The organism is Streptomyces sp. LUP47B, from assembly GCF_001746295.1.
GTDB lineage: Bacteria > Actinomycetota > Actinomycetes > Streptomycetales > Streptomycetaceae > Streptomyces.
Map to the genome: position 1 here is coordinate 1,427,500 of NZ_MJAH01000001.1, position 17,664 is coordinate 1,445,163.

The window sequence follows — 17,664 nt, forward strand, 5'->3', positions numbered from 1 at the left end:
CGGGCCCCGGATCGTCCTCTCCGGGGCCCGTTGGGAGGTGTTCGGTCAGTTGACGCCGGCGTGGGCGTTGACGCTCGCCGCGATGCCCTCGGTGGAGACGAAGGCGTCGGCGTCGGCGCAGACCTCGAGCTGAGCCACCTGGAGGTGCAGACCGGCAGAGGTCGCGGCGGCGACACCGCCGGAGACGTTGTCCAGGTCGGCGTCGTCGATCTCGGCCGCTACGAGGTGGGGGGCGACGTTCATGGCGCGCGGTTCCTTTCGCATGAGCAATCCTCGAGGAGGAGGGACACCGGATGGAAGCACGCCGGGCATGAACACGGCCAGTCAGTCTGACGCGCTCCCCAGGCCGTTCCCGTTCCCGGCTTCACCGACGTCGCAACATGGTCACCCGATCCGCCGGTTCCTTCACGGAATTTGCTGGCGCAGTGACCGGCCCTCCATCGCTGTGCGGTTCCGAAGACGGACACTCCACCACCAAAGAGCCCACGGTGTGCAGGTTCGCCGGATTTTCGATGCCGACCCAGTCGGCCCCTGGTACGGAAAACGTTTTAACCGCGGCCGGGGTAGACTTGCGTCGCCCATGGGGAACAGCGAGGGGGTGGACGCCATTTCGGTTCGCCCCGCCCGTATCCAGGACGTCGCGGCCGCCGCCGGGGTCTCGGTCTCCACGGTGTCGAACGTCCTGAACCGGCCCGAGCGGGTCAACGCGCGCACCGCCGAGCGGGTCCGTGACGCGGTCGCCGCCCTCGACTACGTCCCCCACCCGGGAGCCGCCGGGCTGCGTACCGGGCATTCCTCGTCGATCGGCCTGGTCCTGCCGGACGTGGCCAACTCCTTCTACTCGCGCATCGCGCGCGGCGCCGCGGACGCGGCGTACGAACACGGCTACTCCCTCGTCCTGTGCGACAGCGGGGACGCACCGGAGCGGGAGCAGGGCTACTTCACCATGCTCGTCGAACAGCGGGCGGTCGGCGCGGTGGTGGTGCCGCTCAGCGCCGACCCCACCCGGCTGTCCCGGCTGCGCGAGCGCGGTATCCCGCTGGTGCTCGCGGACCGTGCGATGCCCGCCCAGGAGGGCTGTTCGGTCTCCGTCGACGACATCGCCGGCGGCCGCATCGCCGTGCAGCACCTCCTGGACCGCGGGGCGCGCGACGTCCTCGTCGTGAACGGCGAGCGCACGATCCGTCAGTGCGCCGACCGCTACCAGGGCGCCCGGCAGGCCGTGCGCACCCGGCGCGAGGCCCGTCTCGACCAGATCGTCGCCGAGGAGATGACGGTGGCGTACGGCAGCGAAATAGCCCACAGCCTCAACGAGTTGCCCGACGGGGTGTTCTGCACCAACGACTTCCTCGCGGCGGGTCTGTGCCGGGCGCTGGGCGAACGCGGCGTGAAGATCCCGGAGGACGTCCAGGTGGTCGGTTACGGCGACCTGGACATCGCCAGCTTCGTGGGCACGACCCTGACGACGGTCCGTCAGCCGGTCGAGGAGCTCGGCCGGGCGGCCGTGGAGATGCTCCTGGACGAGGTGGAGGCCCGGGCGGAGCACGCCCACGAGGCACGGGTGTTCGCGCCGGGGCTGGTCATGCGGGACTCCACCCGGGCTTCCTCAGACGCGCCTTTCTAGCGTCACCGGCCCCAGCAGGCCCGAGGGAAGCTGGGAGGGGAATGCCCAGGCGGTCGGCGTGGCTTCGGCGAGATACGGCGCCAGCGTGTTGTGGACGGTCACTTCGAGGCGGACGGTACGCCCGGCGGTCCCACGCAGCTCGAAGCGGTACGGCGCGCAGAACGCCTCGCCGACGAGCTCACCGTCGACGCACACCGCGACGCTGCCGCGCACTCTCCCCAGGTCCAGTACCGGATCCGGCCCGGCCGGCACCTCCAGCGTCCGCGCATAGGTCACGCCTCCGCTCCAACCGCCCAGGCCCAGCTCACCCCACTCCCCCAGCGGCATGGGTGCGGGTACGGTGCGCACCCGCACCGGCCCCCGCCAGGCGGAGCCACCGCGCAGAACGGCCGTCGCGGCGGTGACGACTTCGAACTCGGTCGCCACGGCCAGGGGTTGATCGAGCGTCAGTTCATCTCCGTCGAGGGGAAGTTCAGGGCCGCCGCTGATCCTCACTCGTGCGGGAAGCGTCACTGGCAGGTCAAGCGACACGGTCCCCGCCGGTACGACGAACCGGAAGCGCTGCTCGACCTCCCGGAGGTCGTCGGTGGACCGCAGCGGCAGTACGGCGGACCCGAGCACCGGAGCACCGGCGAGCCACTCGGCCTCGGGCAGCGGGTGCGGCCGTACCGCCGCGCCGCAGTGCTGCAACTCCCCCCACCGGCCCGTGTGTTCGATGGTCAGCCCGCTCCACTCCCCCGTCCCGGCCGCCCAACCCGGGCCGCTGACCAGGGCGGTCGTGCCCGCCACGAGGTCGACACAGACGCCGTCCCGCGCGTCGACGCTGTCGGCCACGACGTCGAGGACGTGATCGCCGCCGCTCAGCGTCAGTTCGTGCCGGAAGAACATCGGTACCGCGCCCCAGTCGGACTCGTAGTACTCCACCTTCTCCTGCCGTGCCACGACGGCTCCGTCGAGCAGGACGGTCACGCCCACCGCGGCACCCACGACGAGGACCGCGTCCGCACCCTGGCCCGGGAGGCTGATCCGGCCCCGGTAGGTCACCCTGCCGTCCGGTCGTACGCCGTCGGGCAGACGCATGAACAGCGGGCGCGGCGCGAACCCGTCCGGGCGGGAGAGGCAGAAGTAGCTGCCCAGCGGGGTGTCGGCGGCGCCCGAGATGGTCTGCGGCCGGTCCTGGGCGTCGGACAGTTCGTACTCGAGCACGTTGCGGGCCCGTTCGACCTCCACCCGGGCGGACGCCAGATAGCCGCTGCCCGTCGCCAGTCGGCTGCCGTTCCACCACACGTGTTTGACCGCCGCCGCGCCGACATGGAGGTCGGCGGGTCCCCGGTGGTCGGTCTCGATGACGGCCCTGACCCGGGCGACGTTCCCGCTCATGGGTACCGGCACCCGCACGAACTCCTCGGGAACCAGCCCCTTGTTGCCGAGCAGCCCGTCGGGGTCCGGGATGCCACGACTCGTCGAGTACAGCGAGACATCCCAGTTCGCCGGGGCCAACTCCTGCTGTCCGGCCAAGACTTGCTCGACGGCGGCACGGTCAAGGGGAGCCGGTGCCCGCTCGGAGGGCACGGGGGCCAGGACGCGGACCCGGTTGCCGTAGGTCGCCCGTGTCCGTTCCCAGGAGTCGCCGGTCTCGGTCCATCGCATCGTCCAGATCTGCGGTTCGGTGACGGAAGCTCCGACGGGCAGGGCCAGGTCGCCCCACGTGTTGTCCATGGTGGGAACAAGGCGGCCCTCCCAGCCGGTCGACAGGTCGGTCGTCTCCGAGGGCTCCGTGGGCGGCGGGGGCACAGCGTCCGCCTGGGGGCCTTCGCGCCATACGACGAGGGCGGCTGGGGCGCCCCCGAGGGGTACCTCGATGGTCGAGACGCCGTCGGCGACGGTGACGCGTCCGGGGCGGCGGGTGCCGGTCGCCGGATTCCAGATCTCGGCCTCGGCGACCGGGGCCCGCACGGTGACGGAGGAGGTAAGGGCGTAGCGCGCGGGATCGATCTCGTGGTGGTCCCTCGGCGGATGCGTACGGGCGTCGGGGAACGCCCCCGTGACCAGCGCGACCGCCGCGTCGCCCTTCCTCCTGACGAGCAGCGGCACCTCGCCCGTCGCGTATCCGGCGGCGTCGGCGACCGCGGCGGCACCGGCCTCGGCGTCGGGCACCCGCTCCAGACGGGGGTGATCCAGAAGTGCGGCCACGACGGAGTCGTCACCGGCGAGCCCGGCCGCCTGCGTCGGTGGGCGGCCGACGACCACGACCCGTCCGCCGGCGTCGAGGAGTTCGGCCAGTCGGCGGGCCGTCTCGTGCTCCAGGACGCTCGCCGAGGGCAGCAGGACTGCGGTGTACGCCAGGTCCCTGATGCGCAGGGCCCCGTCCCCGGCCTTGGCCGCCTGGACGGAGGCGTCGTCGATGACGTCGAAGGAGACACGGTGGCGGTCGAGGGCGCCGACGGCGGGCCTGAGCCAGTTGTTGGTGCCGCACAGTTCCAGGTAGTGGCGCTGGGTCTCGTCGACGTCGGCGTGGGTCCCGACCGGGCGGCCGTCGCCGAAGTGCTGGACGGGGGCGTCGAGGGGGATGAGCGCCTGCATGGTGGCGGTCGGATGCAGGACCGCCACGTCGGCGCTGTAGGTGCCCCAGGACAGGATCGAGCAGATCCGGGAGACGGCCCGGGAGAAGGCGGGGTACTGCCGCCAGTAGGGCTGGCGCCAGTCGGTGGAGGGCGGCGCCCACTCGAACCAGCCGCCCGCGGTGCCGAAGTAACTGGCGTGCGGGTTGTACAGGTTGGCGCCGCTGCGCAGGAACGGCAGCAGCCAGTCGTAGGTCTCCTCCAGGGTGCCGCCCCAGCCGGAGGAGTGGAACGACTCGATCCACACGCGCTCGTGGCCGTAGAGGTGGGCCATGGAGGAGTGGACCTTGGCGTCGCCGTGGTGGTCGCTGCCGGCGGCGCTGTACCAGCGGTGGGTGCGGAAGTAGTCCGTGTAGAGCTGCGTCGACTGGGCCGGGAAGCCGGAGCGGGCGGGATGGCTCTGGTCGCAGCCCAGGAGCAGGCCGCGCTCGTCGTGCCAGGCGGCGAGGGGGCGGAACAGCGCCTCTTCGGTGAGCTCGGCACGGACGGCGTAGTAGTCGGCGCGGATCTTCCGGGCCCGGGTGGTGTCGTCACCCGTTTCGCCGAAGAGGAGGGGCAGGTGATCGACCAGGTCATAGCCGCGTCGGGCCTGGAACTCCTCGGGAAAGCGGCCGGTCCAGGAGTTGGTGGCGGGCAGTTCGTCCTGGAAGCTGCCGGCGATGACGTTGCCCAGGTACTCGGGCACGCGCCGGTCGTACTCGCGATGGATGGCATCGAACAGGAGATCGACGGACGCGGGGTTCAGGTAGTCGAAGGCGGTGGGGACGGCGAGGACCAGGCGCACCTCGGTGCCGTCGGCGGCCCCGATCCGTGGCGGTGCCTGGCGACCGGCAGGGCCGGGCTCCCCGGAGACCGGCAGCCGCGCACCTCCGCTGTCGTACGCCCCCAGCAGCGTCTCCGTGCCCCGCAGTGCGACCGTGCCGTCGGAGACGACGGCCAGGCGTGAGCGCAGTGCACGGCCCGCCGCCTCGGGGTGCTCCCGGGTGATGCTGCCCTGCACATTGGCGCCGGAGAAGCCGATCTGGTCGTAGAACCACAGGCGCATGCCCAGGTCCCCGGCGATCTCGCAGGCGTCCGTGAAGCGGTCCCACCACTCCTCGCCGAACCACACCGGGTCGTCGGTGCGGGCGCCGAAGGTCGGGCCGGCCGGGGCCAGGTTGATCACCACGAGGTTGTGGACGCCGCCGTCCGCGAACCGGTGCAGCTGCCAGGCCAGGCGGTCACGGGTGACCTTCGCGCCCGACCACCACCACAGCGGGGTGGGGCCGAAGTCCCGGGGCGGGTTGTCGAACAGCCGTTGCAGGGCTGGAGAGATCACGGATGGGTCCTTCCGACTACGGCCCGGACACTCTCACGGATCAAAAACGATTTACATCTGCCTCACCGTAGGACACCCCCACGGCACCCACCAGAGCTGCGGGGCCGTCAGGCTGTTTCCACGGATGGCCGCATGACGTCTTGTTGGAACGTTTTTACCCTCTTATAGTCGCTGGACATCGGCCGAGAACAGCGACGTCCCCCTCCGCTCGGAACCCCCTCTCCCCAGACGGAGCCGCATCATGGCCCGAACCTCGCCTGCCCCGAACCAGCCGGAACCGCCCATCGAGAAGCGCCTGTGGAAGGTCGCGGCCCTCTCCGGCATGGCGTCCTACCTCGATGCCGCACTCATCGTCAGCATCGGCGTCAATCTGGCCATCTACCGTGACGCCTACGACATGGGTGTCTGGATGGCCGGTGCGATCAGTGCGATCGTCACCATCTGCATCGCTGTCGGATCCCTGGTCGGCGGACGGCTCGCCGACGTGTTCGGCCGACGCCGCCTCTACAACCTGGACATCCTCTGCTACGCCCTCGGGGCGATCGTCATCACGCTGGCGCCCGACGACATCACCCTTCTGGTGGGTGTCCTCCTCGCCGGTCTCGCGGCCGGCGCCGACCTGCCGACGTCCCTGGCCGTGGTCTCGGACGCGTCCCCCGATCACGCCCGAGGCAGGCTCATCGCGTTCACGCAGGTCATGTGGATGCTGGGCATCATCGTCGTGGTCTTCGCCGGCTTCGCCCTGTCGGACACGGGCATGCTCGGCGCCCGGCTCATCACCGGCCATCTGGCGGTCGCCGCTCTGGTCACCTGGCATCTGCGCTCGCGGCTCGAGCTGGCCACCGGACCGGACCCGGCACAGGACCAGGTCGCGACGGAGAAGCCGGCCGAGCAGCAGGGTGTCGCGCTCAGGAACGTCTGGACCCGTGCCGCGCTGGTGCCCATGCTCGCGACCTTCGCCTTCTACGTCACCTGGGGCCTGGGCGCCAACACCATGGGGCAGTTCACGACGTATCTGCTGGTCACCGTCAGCGGTGCCTCGCAGAGCGTGGCCACCGGCATCAACCTGGCCTGTCTCCCGATCGGCCTGCTGCTGACGCTCGCCTTCGTCCGGATCGCCGACGGCCCGCGGCGCGACCGGATGTTCTACGTCGCCACGGTCGTGCAGATCGCGGCCTTCGCGATCGGAACCCTCACCCTGGGCGCCATCGTCGGCTTCCTCGTCTTCTACGTCCTCTACCAGCTGTCCTATCCCTTCGCGGGCGAGGCGAACTACAAGGTGTGGTCGCAGCTGACGCTGCCCGCGGACACCCGGGGCACCACGCAGGGGATCACCTACGCCGTCTCGCGCGGGGTGTTCGCGGGCGTCGCGTTCGTCACGCCCGCCCTGCTCGACCGGAGCCCCAGTCTGCTGCTCTGGGTGATCACCGGATGCATGGCGCTGTCGGCGCTCGCGGGTCTGTACATCGTCCGTGTCCTCGTTCCCCGCGCGTCCGCGGCCGCCACCGCGCCGGCGGACCTCAAGGTCGCGCAGACCTGAACCGACCCCCGAAGGAGCGCCGACCATGGCGACGACCGAATCCACCACGACGCGTGCCGGTGAACGGGAGGCCGTGCTGGGTGAGTTGCTCCCGCCCGTGCCGCGCCGCCGACCACGGATCGGGCTGGTCTCCGGCGGGCTCGGCACCTACTGGCCGCAGTTCCCGGGGCTGCTGCCCCAGTTGAAGGAGTCGGCCGCGTATGTCGCCGACCGGCTGGGCCAGTTGGACGCAGAGGTGACCGACGCCGGGTTCGTCTCCGACGCTCAGGAGGGCGCGGCCGCCGCCGAGCAACTCCGGCGGGCCGACTGCGATCTGATCGTGCTGTTCCTGACCACCTATCTCACCTCGTCGATGGTGCTGCCGATCGCGCAGCGCACCCACACCCCGGTGCTGGTCGTCGACCTCCAGCCGTCCGAGCGGATGGACCACGCCTCCTTCGACACGGGCGACTGGCTGGCGTACTGCTCGCAGTGCTCGGTACCGGAGGTCGGCAACGTCTTCCGCCGGGCCGGTGTCCCCTTCCGTTCGGTGTCGGGCTGGCTGCGGCAGGAGTCGGCGTGGCGGCGCGTCGAGCGGTGGGTGCGGGCCGCGCACGTCCGGGCCGCGCTGCGGCACGCCCGGCACGGACTGATGGGGCACGTGTATCCGGGGATGCTCGACGTGCAGACCGATCCGACGCTGCTGTCGGCGACGTTCGGCTCGCACGTCGAGGTGCTGGAGTTCGACGATCTGCGGCACCGGGTGGAGCAGGTGACCGAGGCGGAGACCCGGGAGCGGGTGGAGCTCGCCCGGCGGATCTTCACCGTCGACGACAGCGTGGTCGACGAGGACTTCGCGTGGGGCGCGACCGTGTCGGTGGCTCTCGACCGGCTGGTGGAGGACTTCGGCCTCGACACCCTCGCGTACTACCACCGGGGCCTGGACGGTGAGCTGCACGAGCGGCTCGGCGCCGGGATGATCCTGGGCGCCTCCTTGCTCACCGCCCGCGGTGTGCCCGCGGCCGGTGAGTTCGAACTGCGCACCAGCCTCGCCCAGTTGGCCTCGCAGAGTGTCGGCGCCGGGGGTTCCTTCACCGAGATCCAGGCGCTGAACTTCGAGGACGGCGTGGTGGAGATGGGCCACGACGGGCCGGCCCACCTCGCGCTCAGCGCCCGGGACCCGCTGCTGCGCGGCCTCGGCGTCTATCACGGCAAGCGCGGCTGGGGTGTCAGCGTGGAGTTCGACGTCCGGCGGGGACCGGTCACGCTGCTCGGCCTCGGCCAGGACGCCGACGGCAGTCTGTCGTTCATCACGTCCGAGGGCACGGTCGTGCCCGGTCCGCTGCTGGAGATCGGCAACACCACCAGCAGGGTCGACTTCGGCCGGGATCCGGGTGAGTGGGTCGACGCGTGGAGCGCCACGGGGGTGGGGCATCACTGGTCGCTTGCGGTGGGGCACCACGGCGCTGATTTCGGGGCCGCGGCGAGTCTGCTGGGGATCGACCACCGGGAGGTGTAGCCCCGGTCAGGGAGCCTCGGCCGCCCGCACCCGGGCCAGGACATCCCGGATCATCTCGGCGCTGATCATGAAATGCTCCCGGGCCGTCTCCTCCGCACGCTCCGGATCGCCCGCCGCGACGGCCTCGTAGAGCGCCCTGTGTCCGTGACCGGCCTGTTCGTGGTGGGAGCGCTCGCCCTTGCCCCAGGGCTCGATCGGGAAGCCCAGACTGATCCGGGTCAGCAGGTCCTGGCTGAGCTGGGCGATCTGCGGATTGTGGGTGGCCGCGCAGATCGCCCGGTGGAACGCGCTGTCGGCGGCCTGTTCCTCCCTGGGTGTGCTCGCGCTCAGGTGCGCGTCCAGCGCCTCGCGCATGGGCTCCAGGTCCTCGGGGCGCCGGCGCCGGGCGGCCGTCGCGGCCACCATGCCCTCCACCAGCCCGCGCAGGTCGAAGAGCTGCTCGAACTCCGCCCAGCGGGGCAGCAGCGTCCGCCGGACCGCGGCGCCGGAGGACTCGGTCCAGGCGTCGCGGACGAACGCTCCGCCGTTGCGGCCCCGGCGGATCTCGATGACGCCCAACGCCAGGAGGCGTGCGACGGCCTCGCGCACGGTGGGACGGCTGACGTGCAGCAGTGCGGTGAGTTCGCGTTCGGCGGGCAGCCGCTCGCCGGGCAGGAAGTCCCCGACGGCGATCGCGGTGAGCAGCCGGTCGGCGACCTCGTCGACCGCCGAGTTCACCCGGACCGGACGCAGCGAGGACGACGGACCGTCGCCGAGCAGGACACGGTCGAGAACTCGTGAGAACTCGTCACCGGGTTCAGGTGCGGATGTCAGTTGTCCTCCCGCAAGTCGTCGTTTCTGTAAACGCGCACGGGCCACGTGAACCCGCTGTTACGTCTTTCCCCCACCCCGCTAAAAGGTCTTGTGGACTGACCTTTTGCCCCCTCACTATCGCATCCATCCGTCACATCCCAACGATTTTTCAGACAGCGGTCGGCTGGTTCCGGCCGGTCTGGGAGGCTTCCCCGTGGCGATTCCCGAACCGAACCACACCGGAACCGTCGACTTCAACGGCCATTCCACGTGGTACCGGATCACGGGCGAACCGGGCAGGACACCCCTGGTGGTCCTGCACGGCGGACCCGGCGCCGGCCACCACTACACGCTCAGCATCGCGGGCATCTCCGAGCAGGGCCGCCTCGTGATCCACTACGACCAGCTCGGCACCGGGTTCTCCACCCATCTGCCCGGCGAGGGCGCCGACTTCTGGACGGTCCAGCTCTTCCTCGACGAACTGGACAACCTGCTCAAGGAGCTGGGGATCGCCGACGGGTACCACATCCTCGGCCAGTCCTGGGGCGGCATGCTCGCCGCCGAGCACGCGGTACGCCGCCCGCCCGGGCTGCGCGGACTGGTCATCGCCGACTCCCCCGCGTCCATGAAGTTGTGGCTCGAGGCGGCCGCCGAACTGCGCGCCGAACTCCCCGAGGAGGTCCAGCACACCCTGCACGCCCACGAGGCGGCCGGGACCACGGACCACCCCGACTACCGGGCGGCCGAACAGGTCTTCAACGAGCGCCATGTGTGCCGACTGACACCCAACCCGCCCGAGGTGCAGGCCACATGGGACAACATCGCGGCCGATCCGACCGTGTACCACACGATGAACGGCCCCAATGAGTTCCATGTCATCGGCACCCTCAAGGACTGGTCGGTCATCGACCGGCTGCATCTGATCGAGGTGCCGACCCTGCTGGTGTCCGGGCGCTTCGACGAGGCGACCCCCGAGACCGTCCGCCCCTTCGCCGACCGCATCCCCGATGTGCGCTGGCACATGTTCGAGCATTCGAGCCACATGCCGCACGTCGAGGAGGAGGAGCTCTACCTCCGGATCGTCGGCGAGTTCCTCGACTCCACCGACTGACCCCGGGAGTTCCCAGCCATGTCCCGCACCTCCAGACGGGGCGCGCTCGCCGCCGCCACCGTCGCGCTCGCGCTCACCGCGGCCGCCTGTTCGTCCTCCTCCGACTCGGGGTCCTCCTCCGGCCCGAGCGCCTCCTCCTCCGGCTCGTCCGCCTTCCAGGCCCAGCACAAGGGCGGCACCCTGAAGCTCGTCGCCCACGCGGCCGCGGGCAGCTTCGACCCGCAGGTCAACTACACGCTCCAGTACTGGCAGTTGTTCCAGTCGATGTACGACGGGCTGCTCGCCTTCAAGAAGGTCGACGGGCAGGAGTCCTTCACCGTCGTCCCCGACCTGGCCACGGCCATGCCGAAGGTGACCAACGGCGGCAAGACCTACACCTTCACCCTCCGCAAGGGCGTCACCTTCTCCAACGGCAAGCCCCTGACCACCGACGACGTGGTGGCGTCCTTCCAGCGCATCTTCAAGGTCTCCAGCCCCACCGCGGGCACCTTCTACAACGGCATCGTCGGCGCCGACGCCTGTCTGAAGACACCGGCCTCCTGCACCCTGTCCAAGGGCGTGATCGGTGACGCCACGACCAACACGGTCACCGTCAACCTGACGGCCGCGGATCCGGAGTTCGAGTACAAGCTGGCCGTCCCGCACGCCGTCGTCGTACCGAAGGACTCGCCGACGAAGGACGCCGGGACCAAGCCGCTGCCGTCGACCGGGCCGTACATGGCGGCGTCGTACGACCCCAACCGGGCGCTCAAGCTGGTCCGCAACCCGCACTTCAAGGAGTGGTCGCGGCAGGCGGAGCCGCAGGGCTATCCCGACGCCATCGACTACACCTTCGGCCAGACCGTCGAGTCCGAGGTGACCGCCGTCGAGAACGGCCAGGCGGACTGGATGTTCGACGCGCCGCCCGCCGACCGGCTCAACGAGATCGGCACCAAGTACGCTTCGCGGGCGCATGTGAGCCCGCTGACGGCGTTCTGGTACGCGACGCTCAACGTCAACATGGCTCCCTTCAACAACAAGTTGGCGCGTCAGGCGATCAACTGGGCCGTGGACCGATCCGCCGTGGTGCGGCTGTACGGCGGCACCAACCTCGCCTCTCCCGCGTGCACGGTCCTGCCGCCCGGCTTCCCCGGGCACGTCGAATCGTGCGACTACACCAAGGGCGGCGGTACGACCTGGAAGGCCGCGGACCTCGCCAAGGCCAAGGAGCTCGTGAAGCAGTCAGGCACCGCGGGGCAGGAGGTCGGCATCGTCGTCCAGGACGACGACGTCAACAAGTCGATCGGGCAGTACCTGCAGAGCCTGCTCACCCAACTCGGCTACAAGGCGACGCTCAAGCCGCTGTCGGCGAACATCCAGTTCACCTACATCCAGAACACCAAGAACAAGGTGCAGTTGGCCCTGACGTCCTGGTACCAGGACTATCCCGCGGCCTCCGACTTCCTCAACGTGCTGCTGTCCTGCGCGAGTTATCACCCGGGCAGCGACTCCAGCATCAACATCTCCGGGTTCTGCGACAAGGGCGTCGACGCGAAGATGCAGGCGGCGCTGAAGACCTCGCAGACCGACAAGGCGAGCGCCGACAAGCAGTGGGGTGCCGTCGACCAGACGGTCATGGCCCAGTCCCCGGTGGTACCGCTGATCAACCCGAAGCTGATCGACTTCACGTCGACGCGGGTCGGCAACTACCGGTTCAGCAAGCAGTTCTACATGCTGGTCGGGCAGTTGTGGGTGAAGTGACCCTCCCCCCGTCGCCAGGGACCCGGCGCTCGCCGGGCCCCTGGCGGACCGCCGCCGGCGACCTGCTGCGCAACCGGACGGCGCTGGCCGCCGCCGCGGTCCTGCTCCTCGTCGTGCTGGCGAGCCTGTGCGCCCCGCTCTACGCGGACCACATCGCCCACACCGACCCCTTCCAGTCCCATGTCTCCGGCACCACGGTCGTGGACGGAAAGACCGTGCCGGTGCTCACTCCGAGCAGCACCGGCCTCGGCCTCGGCGTCACCCCGATCGGCCCGACCTGGGAGCCCGCCCACTACTTCCTCGGCGCCGACAACCAGGGCCGGGACGTGCTGGCCCGGCTGCTGTACGGCGGCCGTACGAGCCTGTTCATCGGGTTCACGGCGGCGCTGCTCACCTGCGTCGTCGGCACGGCCGTGGGGGTCGTCGCCGGGTACGCGGGCGGGGTGGTGGACGCCGTCATCTCGCGGGTCCTGGACGTCGTGTGGGCGTTCCCGGTCTATCTGCTGGCGATCTGTCTGTCGGTGGTGCTGCTCACCAACGGTCTCAAGCTGGGCCCTGTCACGGTCGACGCGGGAAGTCTCTGGCTGCCCGTCACGATCATCGCGGCGATCTATGTGCCGTACATCGCACGGCCGTTGCGCGGTCAGGTGCTGGTGCTGCGCAACAAGGAGTACATCCAGGCGGCCGTCGGCTCCGGCGCCCCCACCCCGCGCATCCTGCGCCGGGAGGTGCTGCCGAACGTGGTGCCGACGGCGATCGTGTTCGTCCCGCTGATGACCGCGCTCGCCATGCTCACCGAGTCGGCGCTGTCCTTCCTGTCCGTAGGCGTCCAGCCACCCGACGCCAGCTGGGGCACGATCATCGAGGACGGTCTGGGGCTCCTCTACACCCGGCCCGCCGTGACGATCGCGCCCGGTCTGCTGATCGCCCTGACCACGGCCGCGCTCAACATCCTCGGCGACGGGGTGCGTGACGCGCTCGACCCGAGCGCCCGGCTGCGCGGAGGGGTGTGACCATGCTCGCCTTCGCCCTCAAGCGCTTCGCCTCGGCCCTGCTGGTGATGTTCGCGATCAGCGTGCTGGTGTTCCTGATCTTCTTCGCCACCCCGGGAGTCGACCCGGCGGCACGCATCGCCGGCCGCAACGCCGACCCGGCCACCCTCGCCCAGGTGCGGCACTCCTTCGGACTGGACCGGCCGATGCCGATCCGCTACCTGCTGATGATGCGTCACCTGCTGATCGACCGGGATCTGGAGTCGTTCGTCAACCGCGGTTCCCGGGTCATCCCGCAGATCATCCAGGCCACCCCCGTGACCCTGTCCCTGGTCATCGGCGCGGCCCTGATCTGGATGACGGCCGGCATCCTCATGGGCACGGCCGCGGCGACGCTGCGCGGCAAAGCCGCCGACCCGCTGATCATGCTGGTGGGCGTGGTCGGCGTCTCGCTCCCGGCCTACTGGCTCGGCGAGGTCGTCAACCTCCTCACCCAGAAGCAGCTGCACGACTCGCTCTTCTCCTGGGTGCCCCCGCCCGGCTACGTCGGTCTCGGCCAGGACCCCGGCCAGTGGGCGCTGCACATGCTCTTCCCCTGGCTGACGCTCGCCCTGCTGTACGCCGGGATCTACGCCCGGCTGCTGCGCGGCGAGGTCGTCACCGCACTGAACGAGGACTACGTCCGTACGGCCCGCGCCAAGGGCCTGTCCGAGCGGCGGATCCTGCTCCGGCACGCCCTGCGCTGCTCGCTGATCCCGATCGTGTCGCTGTTCGGCCTGGACTTCGGCGCGCTCGTCGGCGGGGCCGCGCTCCTGACCGAGGTGGTCTTCGGCCTGCCCGGCATCGGCAAGCTCACCTTCGACGCCCTGCAGAACCTGGACCTGCCCGTGATCATGGGCACGGTTCTGTACGCGGCGTTCTTCGTGGTCCTCGCCAACGCCCTGGTGGACATCCTGTACGCGCGACTCGATCCGAGGGCCCGCCATGCCTGAACCGCTGCTGGACGTACGTGACCTGCGAGTGCAATTCCGCACCCGCCAGGGCCTCGTCACCGCCGTCGACCATCTCTCCTTCTCGGTCGCTCCCGGCGAAGTGCTGGGCGTGGTGGGCGAGTCGGGCTCCGGCAAGAGTGTGTCTATGCTCGCCGTACTGCGGCTGCTGACCAACCCGAACGTGACCGTGTCGGGTGAAGTCCTCTTCCGAGGACGTGATCTGCTCACCCTGCCCGACAAGGAGATGCGTGCGGTGCGCGGCCGGGAGATCGCGATGGTCTTCCAGGACCCGATGACCGCCCTGACGCCGGTGTACACCGTGGGCTGGCAGATCGCCGAGGCGATCCGGGCGCACGAACAGGTCTCCCGCAAGGAGGCCAACGCGCGGGCCGTCCGGTTGCTCTCGGACGTCGGCATCCCCGACGCGGCCTCGCGGGTGAACGCCTATCCGCACGAGTTCTCCGGCGGGATGCGGCAGCGCGCGGTCATCGCGATGGCGCTCTCCTGCAGCCCCTCACTGCTCATCGCCGACGAGCCGACGACGGCACTGGACGTCACCGTCCAGGCGCAGATCCTCGATCTGATGCGAGAACTCAACCGAGGGGGCTCCGCGATGGTGCTCATCACCCACGACATGGGCGTGGTCTCCCAGATCGCCGACCGGGTCCTGGTCATGTACGGCGGCCGGGCGGCCGAGGAGGGCCCGCGGCGGGCGGTGTTCCACGGTCCGCGGCACCCGTACACCTGGGGTCTGCTCGACTCGGTGCCCCGGGTGGGCGGTCCCCGGCTGCGGCGGCTGCCCACCATCGCGGGCGTGCCGGTCGCACCGGGTGGCGTTCCGGAAGGCTGCGCGTTCGCGCCGCGTTGCCGGCTGCGGCACGACCGGTGCGAGGAACGGCCCGTTCTGTCAGGTGACACCCACCTCGACGCCTGCTGGCTGCCGTCCGGCGACCGGGCCGGACTGAGAGTGAGCGCGAGAGACACGGAGGCGGCGTCGTGACGGCACAGGACATCGTGGCGGTGGACACGGACGCACCGCCCGCCGGAGAGGTCCTCCTGAGGGCCACGGACGTCACCAAGCACTACCCCGTGCGGGGCAGACGCCAGGTGCTGCGCGCCGTCGACGGGGTCTCCCTGGCGGTGCGCGGCGGCGAGACCCTCGGCGTCGTCGGGGAGTCCGGCTGCGGCAAGTCCACGCTCGGCCGGTGCCTGGTCCGGCTCACCGAACTCACCGGCGGGCGCGTCGAGTTCGACGGCCAGGACATCTCCACGCTGTCCGCGCGACGGCTGCGTCCGGTACGGCCGGGCATGCAACTGGTCTTCCAGGACCCGCAGGCCTCGCTCAACCCCCGCCGTCGGTCCGGGGACATCGTGGCCGAGCCGCTGCTCGTGCACCGCTACGGCAACGCGTCCGCGGTCCGCCGCAGGGTGCGGGAACTCTTCGACGTCGTAGGACTCGCGGCGGCCCATCTGGACCGCTATCCGCACGAGTTCTCCGGCGGTCAGCGCCAACGCATCGGTATCGCACGCGCCTTGGCGACGAATCCGAAGCTGATCGTGGCCGACGAGCCGGTGTCCGCGCTGGATGTGTCGATCCAGGCGCAGGTGCTGAACCTCTTCGCCGATCTCCAGGAGGAGTTCGGACTCACGTACGTCTTCATCGCGCACGATCTCGGTGTGGTCCGTCATGTGTCGGACCGGATCGCCGTCATGTATCTCGGTGAGATCGTCGAGCTCGCCGGCACGGAGGCGTTGTACTCGGACCCGGCCCATCCGTACACGCAGGCCCTGCTGTCGGCGGTGCCGGACATCGACGACGGGACGTTCGCGGAGGACGGGCCGCCCCGGGAGCGCATCGTGCTGACCGGTGAGGTGCCCAGTCCGGCGGACAAGCCGACGGGCTGCCCGTTCCGCACGCGCTGCCCGTACGCCCGGGATCTGTGCGCGGTGGAACGGCCGCGGCTCACGCCGACGGCCTCCGGCCGTCAGGTGGCCTGTCACTACCCGCTGGCCGGCTGAGGTTGTGGGGTCGGGCCCGGGGTCTGCAGCCCCCGGGCCGGTCACGCGGTCCTCAGGATCAGGTCCTCAGGTTCAGCCGAACTGACCGACCACGTAGTCGCCGGCCGGCTGCTGGGTCATGACGTTCAGCCGGTTGAAGGCGTTGATGACGGCGATCAGGGAGACCAGGGCGAGGAGCTGCTCCTCGTCGTAGTGCTTGGCGGCGTTCTCCCAGACCTCGTCCGGGACGCCGGCCCCGTCCGCGAGGCGGGTGCCCTGCTCCGTCAGCTCCAGCGCGGCGCGCTCGGCCTCGGTGAAGACCTTGGCCTCACGCCACGTGGCGACCATGTGGAGGCGCTGTGCGGTCTCGCCCGCGGCGGCGGCCTCCTTGGTGTGCATGTCGAGGCAGAACCCGCAGCCGTTGATCTGGCTCGCGCGGATCTTCACCAGTTCCTGGGTCGTCATCGGCAGTCCCGAGTCCGTGACCACCTTCCCCGCCGAGGCGAAGTGCTTCAGCAGCTTGCCGGCCAGCGGGCTGGTGAAGACGTTGAGTCGGGCTTCCATGGTGGGCTCCTTCTGCCGTTGTCGGTGGCTACACACCTACGACTCAATGGCCCGGCGGTTTGTGACAGGCATGGATGTGACCTGCGTCTCCCTGGGACGGGGGACCTAGCCGCCGTACGCCTTCCTCCAGCGGGCCCGATGCCGTGCGTCCCCCTGGCCCCGGCCGTTCACCTCGCCCAGCGACACGAGGGAGACGCCGTTGTTCCACAGGCCGAGGAGGTCGCGGTGCACGGCGAGGATGTCGTGCTCCAGCGCGAACTTCTCGGAGGGGCCGGTGAAGCGTGAGGTCGTCACGAAGACGGCCACGTCGGCGCGGAAGTGCACCCGGGCGCCCAGCAGATCGCGCAGCTCGCGATTGGGGATCGCCCTGCTCGGCGCATACCGCTTGCACTGGACGACCATCGTGCGGCCGTCCGGCAGCCGGCCCAGGACATCGGCGCCGTTGTCGCCCGCACCGCCCACCCGCCGGACCTGCGTGCACCCGTCCCGCCGGCACAGCCCCGCGACCAGTTCCTCGAACTCGGTACCCGTCATGACGTCCACCTCGGCGAGGGTCCGGCGGCCCGCCCTCACCGCCTCCTCCTGCCGCCAGAGACAGTCCCCGCCCCGCAGAAGCCGGTCCGTGTGCCACAGCCGCCAGACGATCGCAGCTGCGACGGCGACCGACACCACGGCCACGAGATACGGCCACACGCTCGCCCGGAACAGCACCACGACAACCAGCGCCACCGCGCCGCCCCACCACCACCGCCGCGCTCGCCGCCCGCGAGCGGCCGCACCCCGTCGACGCCTGGCCACGGCACTCTCCCCCCTGTGTCCCTGCCAAGGAGTCTGGGCAGCTCAACAGGGCGTGAGAAGGGCGCGAGTCGGCCAT

The 17,664-nt window shown here is 70.4% G+C and carries 14 protein-coding genes; 9 read left to right on the top strand and 5 right to left on the bottom strand.

All coding sequences use genetic code 11. The features are described 5' to 3' along the window. Positions 1-45: 45 nt before the first annotated feature. Complete coding sequence (locus tag BFN33_RS06370) at positions 46-243, bottom strand: hypothetical protein (protein WP_069758799.1); 198 nt, start codon at positions 241-243, stop codon at positions 46-48. 355 nt (positions 244-598) lie between these two features. On the opposite strand from BFN33_RS06370, the gene BFN33_RS06375 reads away from it, so the two are divergent. After that, positions 599-1,624: a LacI family DNA-binding transcriptional regulator gene (locus tag BFN33_RS06375; RefSeq protein ID WP_069758800.1), complete on the top strand. Its 1,026-nt coding sequence runs from the start codon at positions 599-601 to the stop codon at positions 1,622-1,624. Here BFN33_RS06375 and BFN33_RS06380 read toward each other — a convergent pair. Beyond that, positions 1,607-5,563 carry a glycosyl hydrolase gene (locus BFN33_RS06380; RefSeq protein ID WP_069758801.1) on the bottom strand — a complete coding sequence of 1,319 codons (3,957 nt, stop codon included), beginning with the start codon at positions 5,561-5,563 and terminating at the stop codon, positions 1,607-1,609. The two genes, BFN33_RS06375 and BFN33_RS06380, sit on opposite strands and share 18 nt — an antisense overlap. Positions 5,564-5,804: 241 nt before the next feature. Between BFN33_RS06380 and BFN33_RS06385 the strand changes: the two genes are divergently transcribed. Beyond that, positions 5,805-7,103 carry an MFS transporter gene (locus BFN33_RS06385; protein ID WP_069758802.1) on the top strand — a complete coding sequence of 433 codons (1,299 nt, stop codon included), beginning with the start codon at positions 5,805-5,807 and terminating at the stop codon, positions 7,101-7,103. A gap of 25 nt (positions 7,104-7,128) precedes the next feature. After that, positions 7,129-8,601, top strand: a complete 1,473-nt coding sequence (locus BFN33_RS06390) for an L-fucose/L-arabinose isomerase family protein (RefSeq protein WP_069758803.1) — start codon at positions 7,129-7,131, stop codon at positions 8,599-8,601. Positions 8,602-8,607: 6 nt separating this feature from the next. Here the strand turns inward: BFN33_RS06390 and BFN33_RS06395 are convergent, their stop codons facing one another. Next, the gene (locus BFN33_RS06395; RefSeq protein ID WP_256122645.1) at positions 8,608-9,318 is read right to left on the bottom strand and encodes a FadR/GntR family transcriptional regulator; all 711 of its coding nucleotides are present in this window, start codon (positions 9,316-9,318) and stop codon (positions 8,608-8,610) included. Positions 9,319-9,607: 289 nt separating this feature from the next. Here BFN33_RS06395 and BFN33_RS06400 point away from each other — a divergent pair, with 289 nt between their 5' ends. From BFN33_RS06400 to BFN33_RS06425, 6 genes are read left to right on the top strand one after another with little or no spacing between them, the layout of a single operon-like run. Then, positions 9,608-10,504 carry a proline iminopeptidase-family hydrolase gene (locus BFN33_RS06400; protein ID WP_069758804.1) on the top strand — a complete coding sequence of 299 codons (897 nt, stop codon included), beginning with the start codon at positions 9,608-9,610 and terminating at the stop codon, positions 10,502-10,504. Positions 10,505-10,522: 18 nt separating this feature from the next. Next, entirely contained in the window at positions 10,523-12,244 is a 1,722-nt protein-coding gene (locus tag BFN33_RS06405) for an ABC transporter substrate-binding protein (RefSeq protein ID WP_069758805.1), read from the top strand. After that, positions 12,241-13,257, top strand: coding sequence for an ABC transporter permease (locus BFN33_RS06410; protein WP_069758806.1), 1,017 nt, complete (start codon positions 12,241-12,243; stop codon positions 13,255-13,257). Before BFN33_RS06405 ends, BFN33_RS06410 begins: the two co-directional genes overlap by 4 nt. Positions 13,258-13,259: 2 nt before the next feature. After that, a complete protein-coding gene (locus BFN33_RS06415) occupies positions 13,260-14,228 on the top strand; it encodes an ABC transporter permease (protein WP_069758807.1) in 969 nt (322 codons plus the stop codon). Next, complete coding sequence (locus BFN33_RS06420) at positions 14,221-15,228, top strand: ABC transporter ATP-binding protein (protein ID WP_069758808.1); 1,008 nt, start codon at positions 14,221-14,223, stop codon at positions 15,226-15,228. Before BFN33_RS06415 ends, BFN33_RS06420 begins: the two co-directional genes overlap by 8 nt. Beyond that, the gene (locus BFN33_RS06425; RefSeq protein WP_069758809.1) at positions 15,225-16,247 is read left to right on the top strand and encodes an ABC transporter ATP-binding protein; all 1,023 of its coding nucleotides are present in this window, start codon (positions 15,225-15,227) and stop codon (positions 16,245-16,247) included. Before BFN33_RS06420 ends, BFN33_RS06425 begins: the two co-directional genes overlap by 4 nt. A gap of 72 nt (positions 16,248-16,319) precedes the next feature. Here BFN33_RS06425 and BFN33_RS06430 read toward each other — a convergent pair whose 3' ends face one another. Then, positions 16,320-16,790 (bottom strand): carboxymuconolactone decarboxylase family protein, encoded by a 471-nt coding sequence (locus BFN33_RS06430; RefSeq protein ID WP_069758810.1) that lies wholly within the window; start codon positions 16,788-16,790, stop codon positions 16,320-16,322. A 105-nt stretch (positions 16,791-16,895) separates the two neighbouring features. Further along, positions 16,896-17,588 carry a restriction endonuclease gene (locus BFN33_RS06435; protein WP_256122646.1) on the bottom strand — a complete coding sequence of 231 codons (693 nt, stop codon included), beginning with the start codon at positions 17,586-17,588 and terminating at the stop codon, positions 16,896-16,898. Between the last annotated feature and the right edge of the window lie 76 nt (positions 17,589-17,664).

Coding starts and splice junctions, on each gene's coding strand:
- BFN33_RS06370 (WP_069758799.1), bottom strand. CDS start 243: ATGAACGTCGCCCCCCACCTCGTAGCGGCCGAGATCGACGACGCCGAC.
- BFN33_RS06385 (WP_069758802.1), top strand. CDS start 5,805: ATGGCCCGAACCTCGCCTGCCCCGAACCAGCCGGAACCGCCCATCGAG.
- BFN33_RS06390 (WP_069758803.1), top strand. CDS start 7,129: ATGGCGACGACCGAATCCACCACGACGCGTGCCGGTGAACGGGAGGCC.
- BFN33_RS06405 (WP_069758805.1), top strand. CDS start 10,523: ATGTCCCGCACCTCCAGACGGGGCGCGCTCGCCGCCGCCACCGTCGCG.
- BFN33_RS06415 (WP_069758807.1), top strand. CDS start 13,260: ATGCTCGCCTTCGCCCTCAAGCGCTTCGCCTCGGCCCTGCTGGTGATG.
- BFN33_RS06420 (WP_069758808.1), top strand. CDS start 14,221: ATGCCTGAACCGCTGCTGGACGTACGTGACCTGCGAGTGCAATTCCGC.
- BFN33_RS06430 (WP_069758810.1), bottom strand. CDS start 16,790: ATGGAAGCCCGACTCAACGTCTTCACCAGCCCGCTGGCCGGCAAGCTG.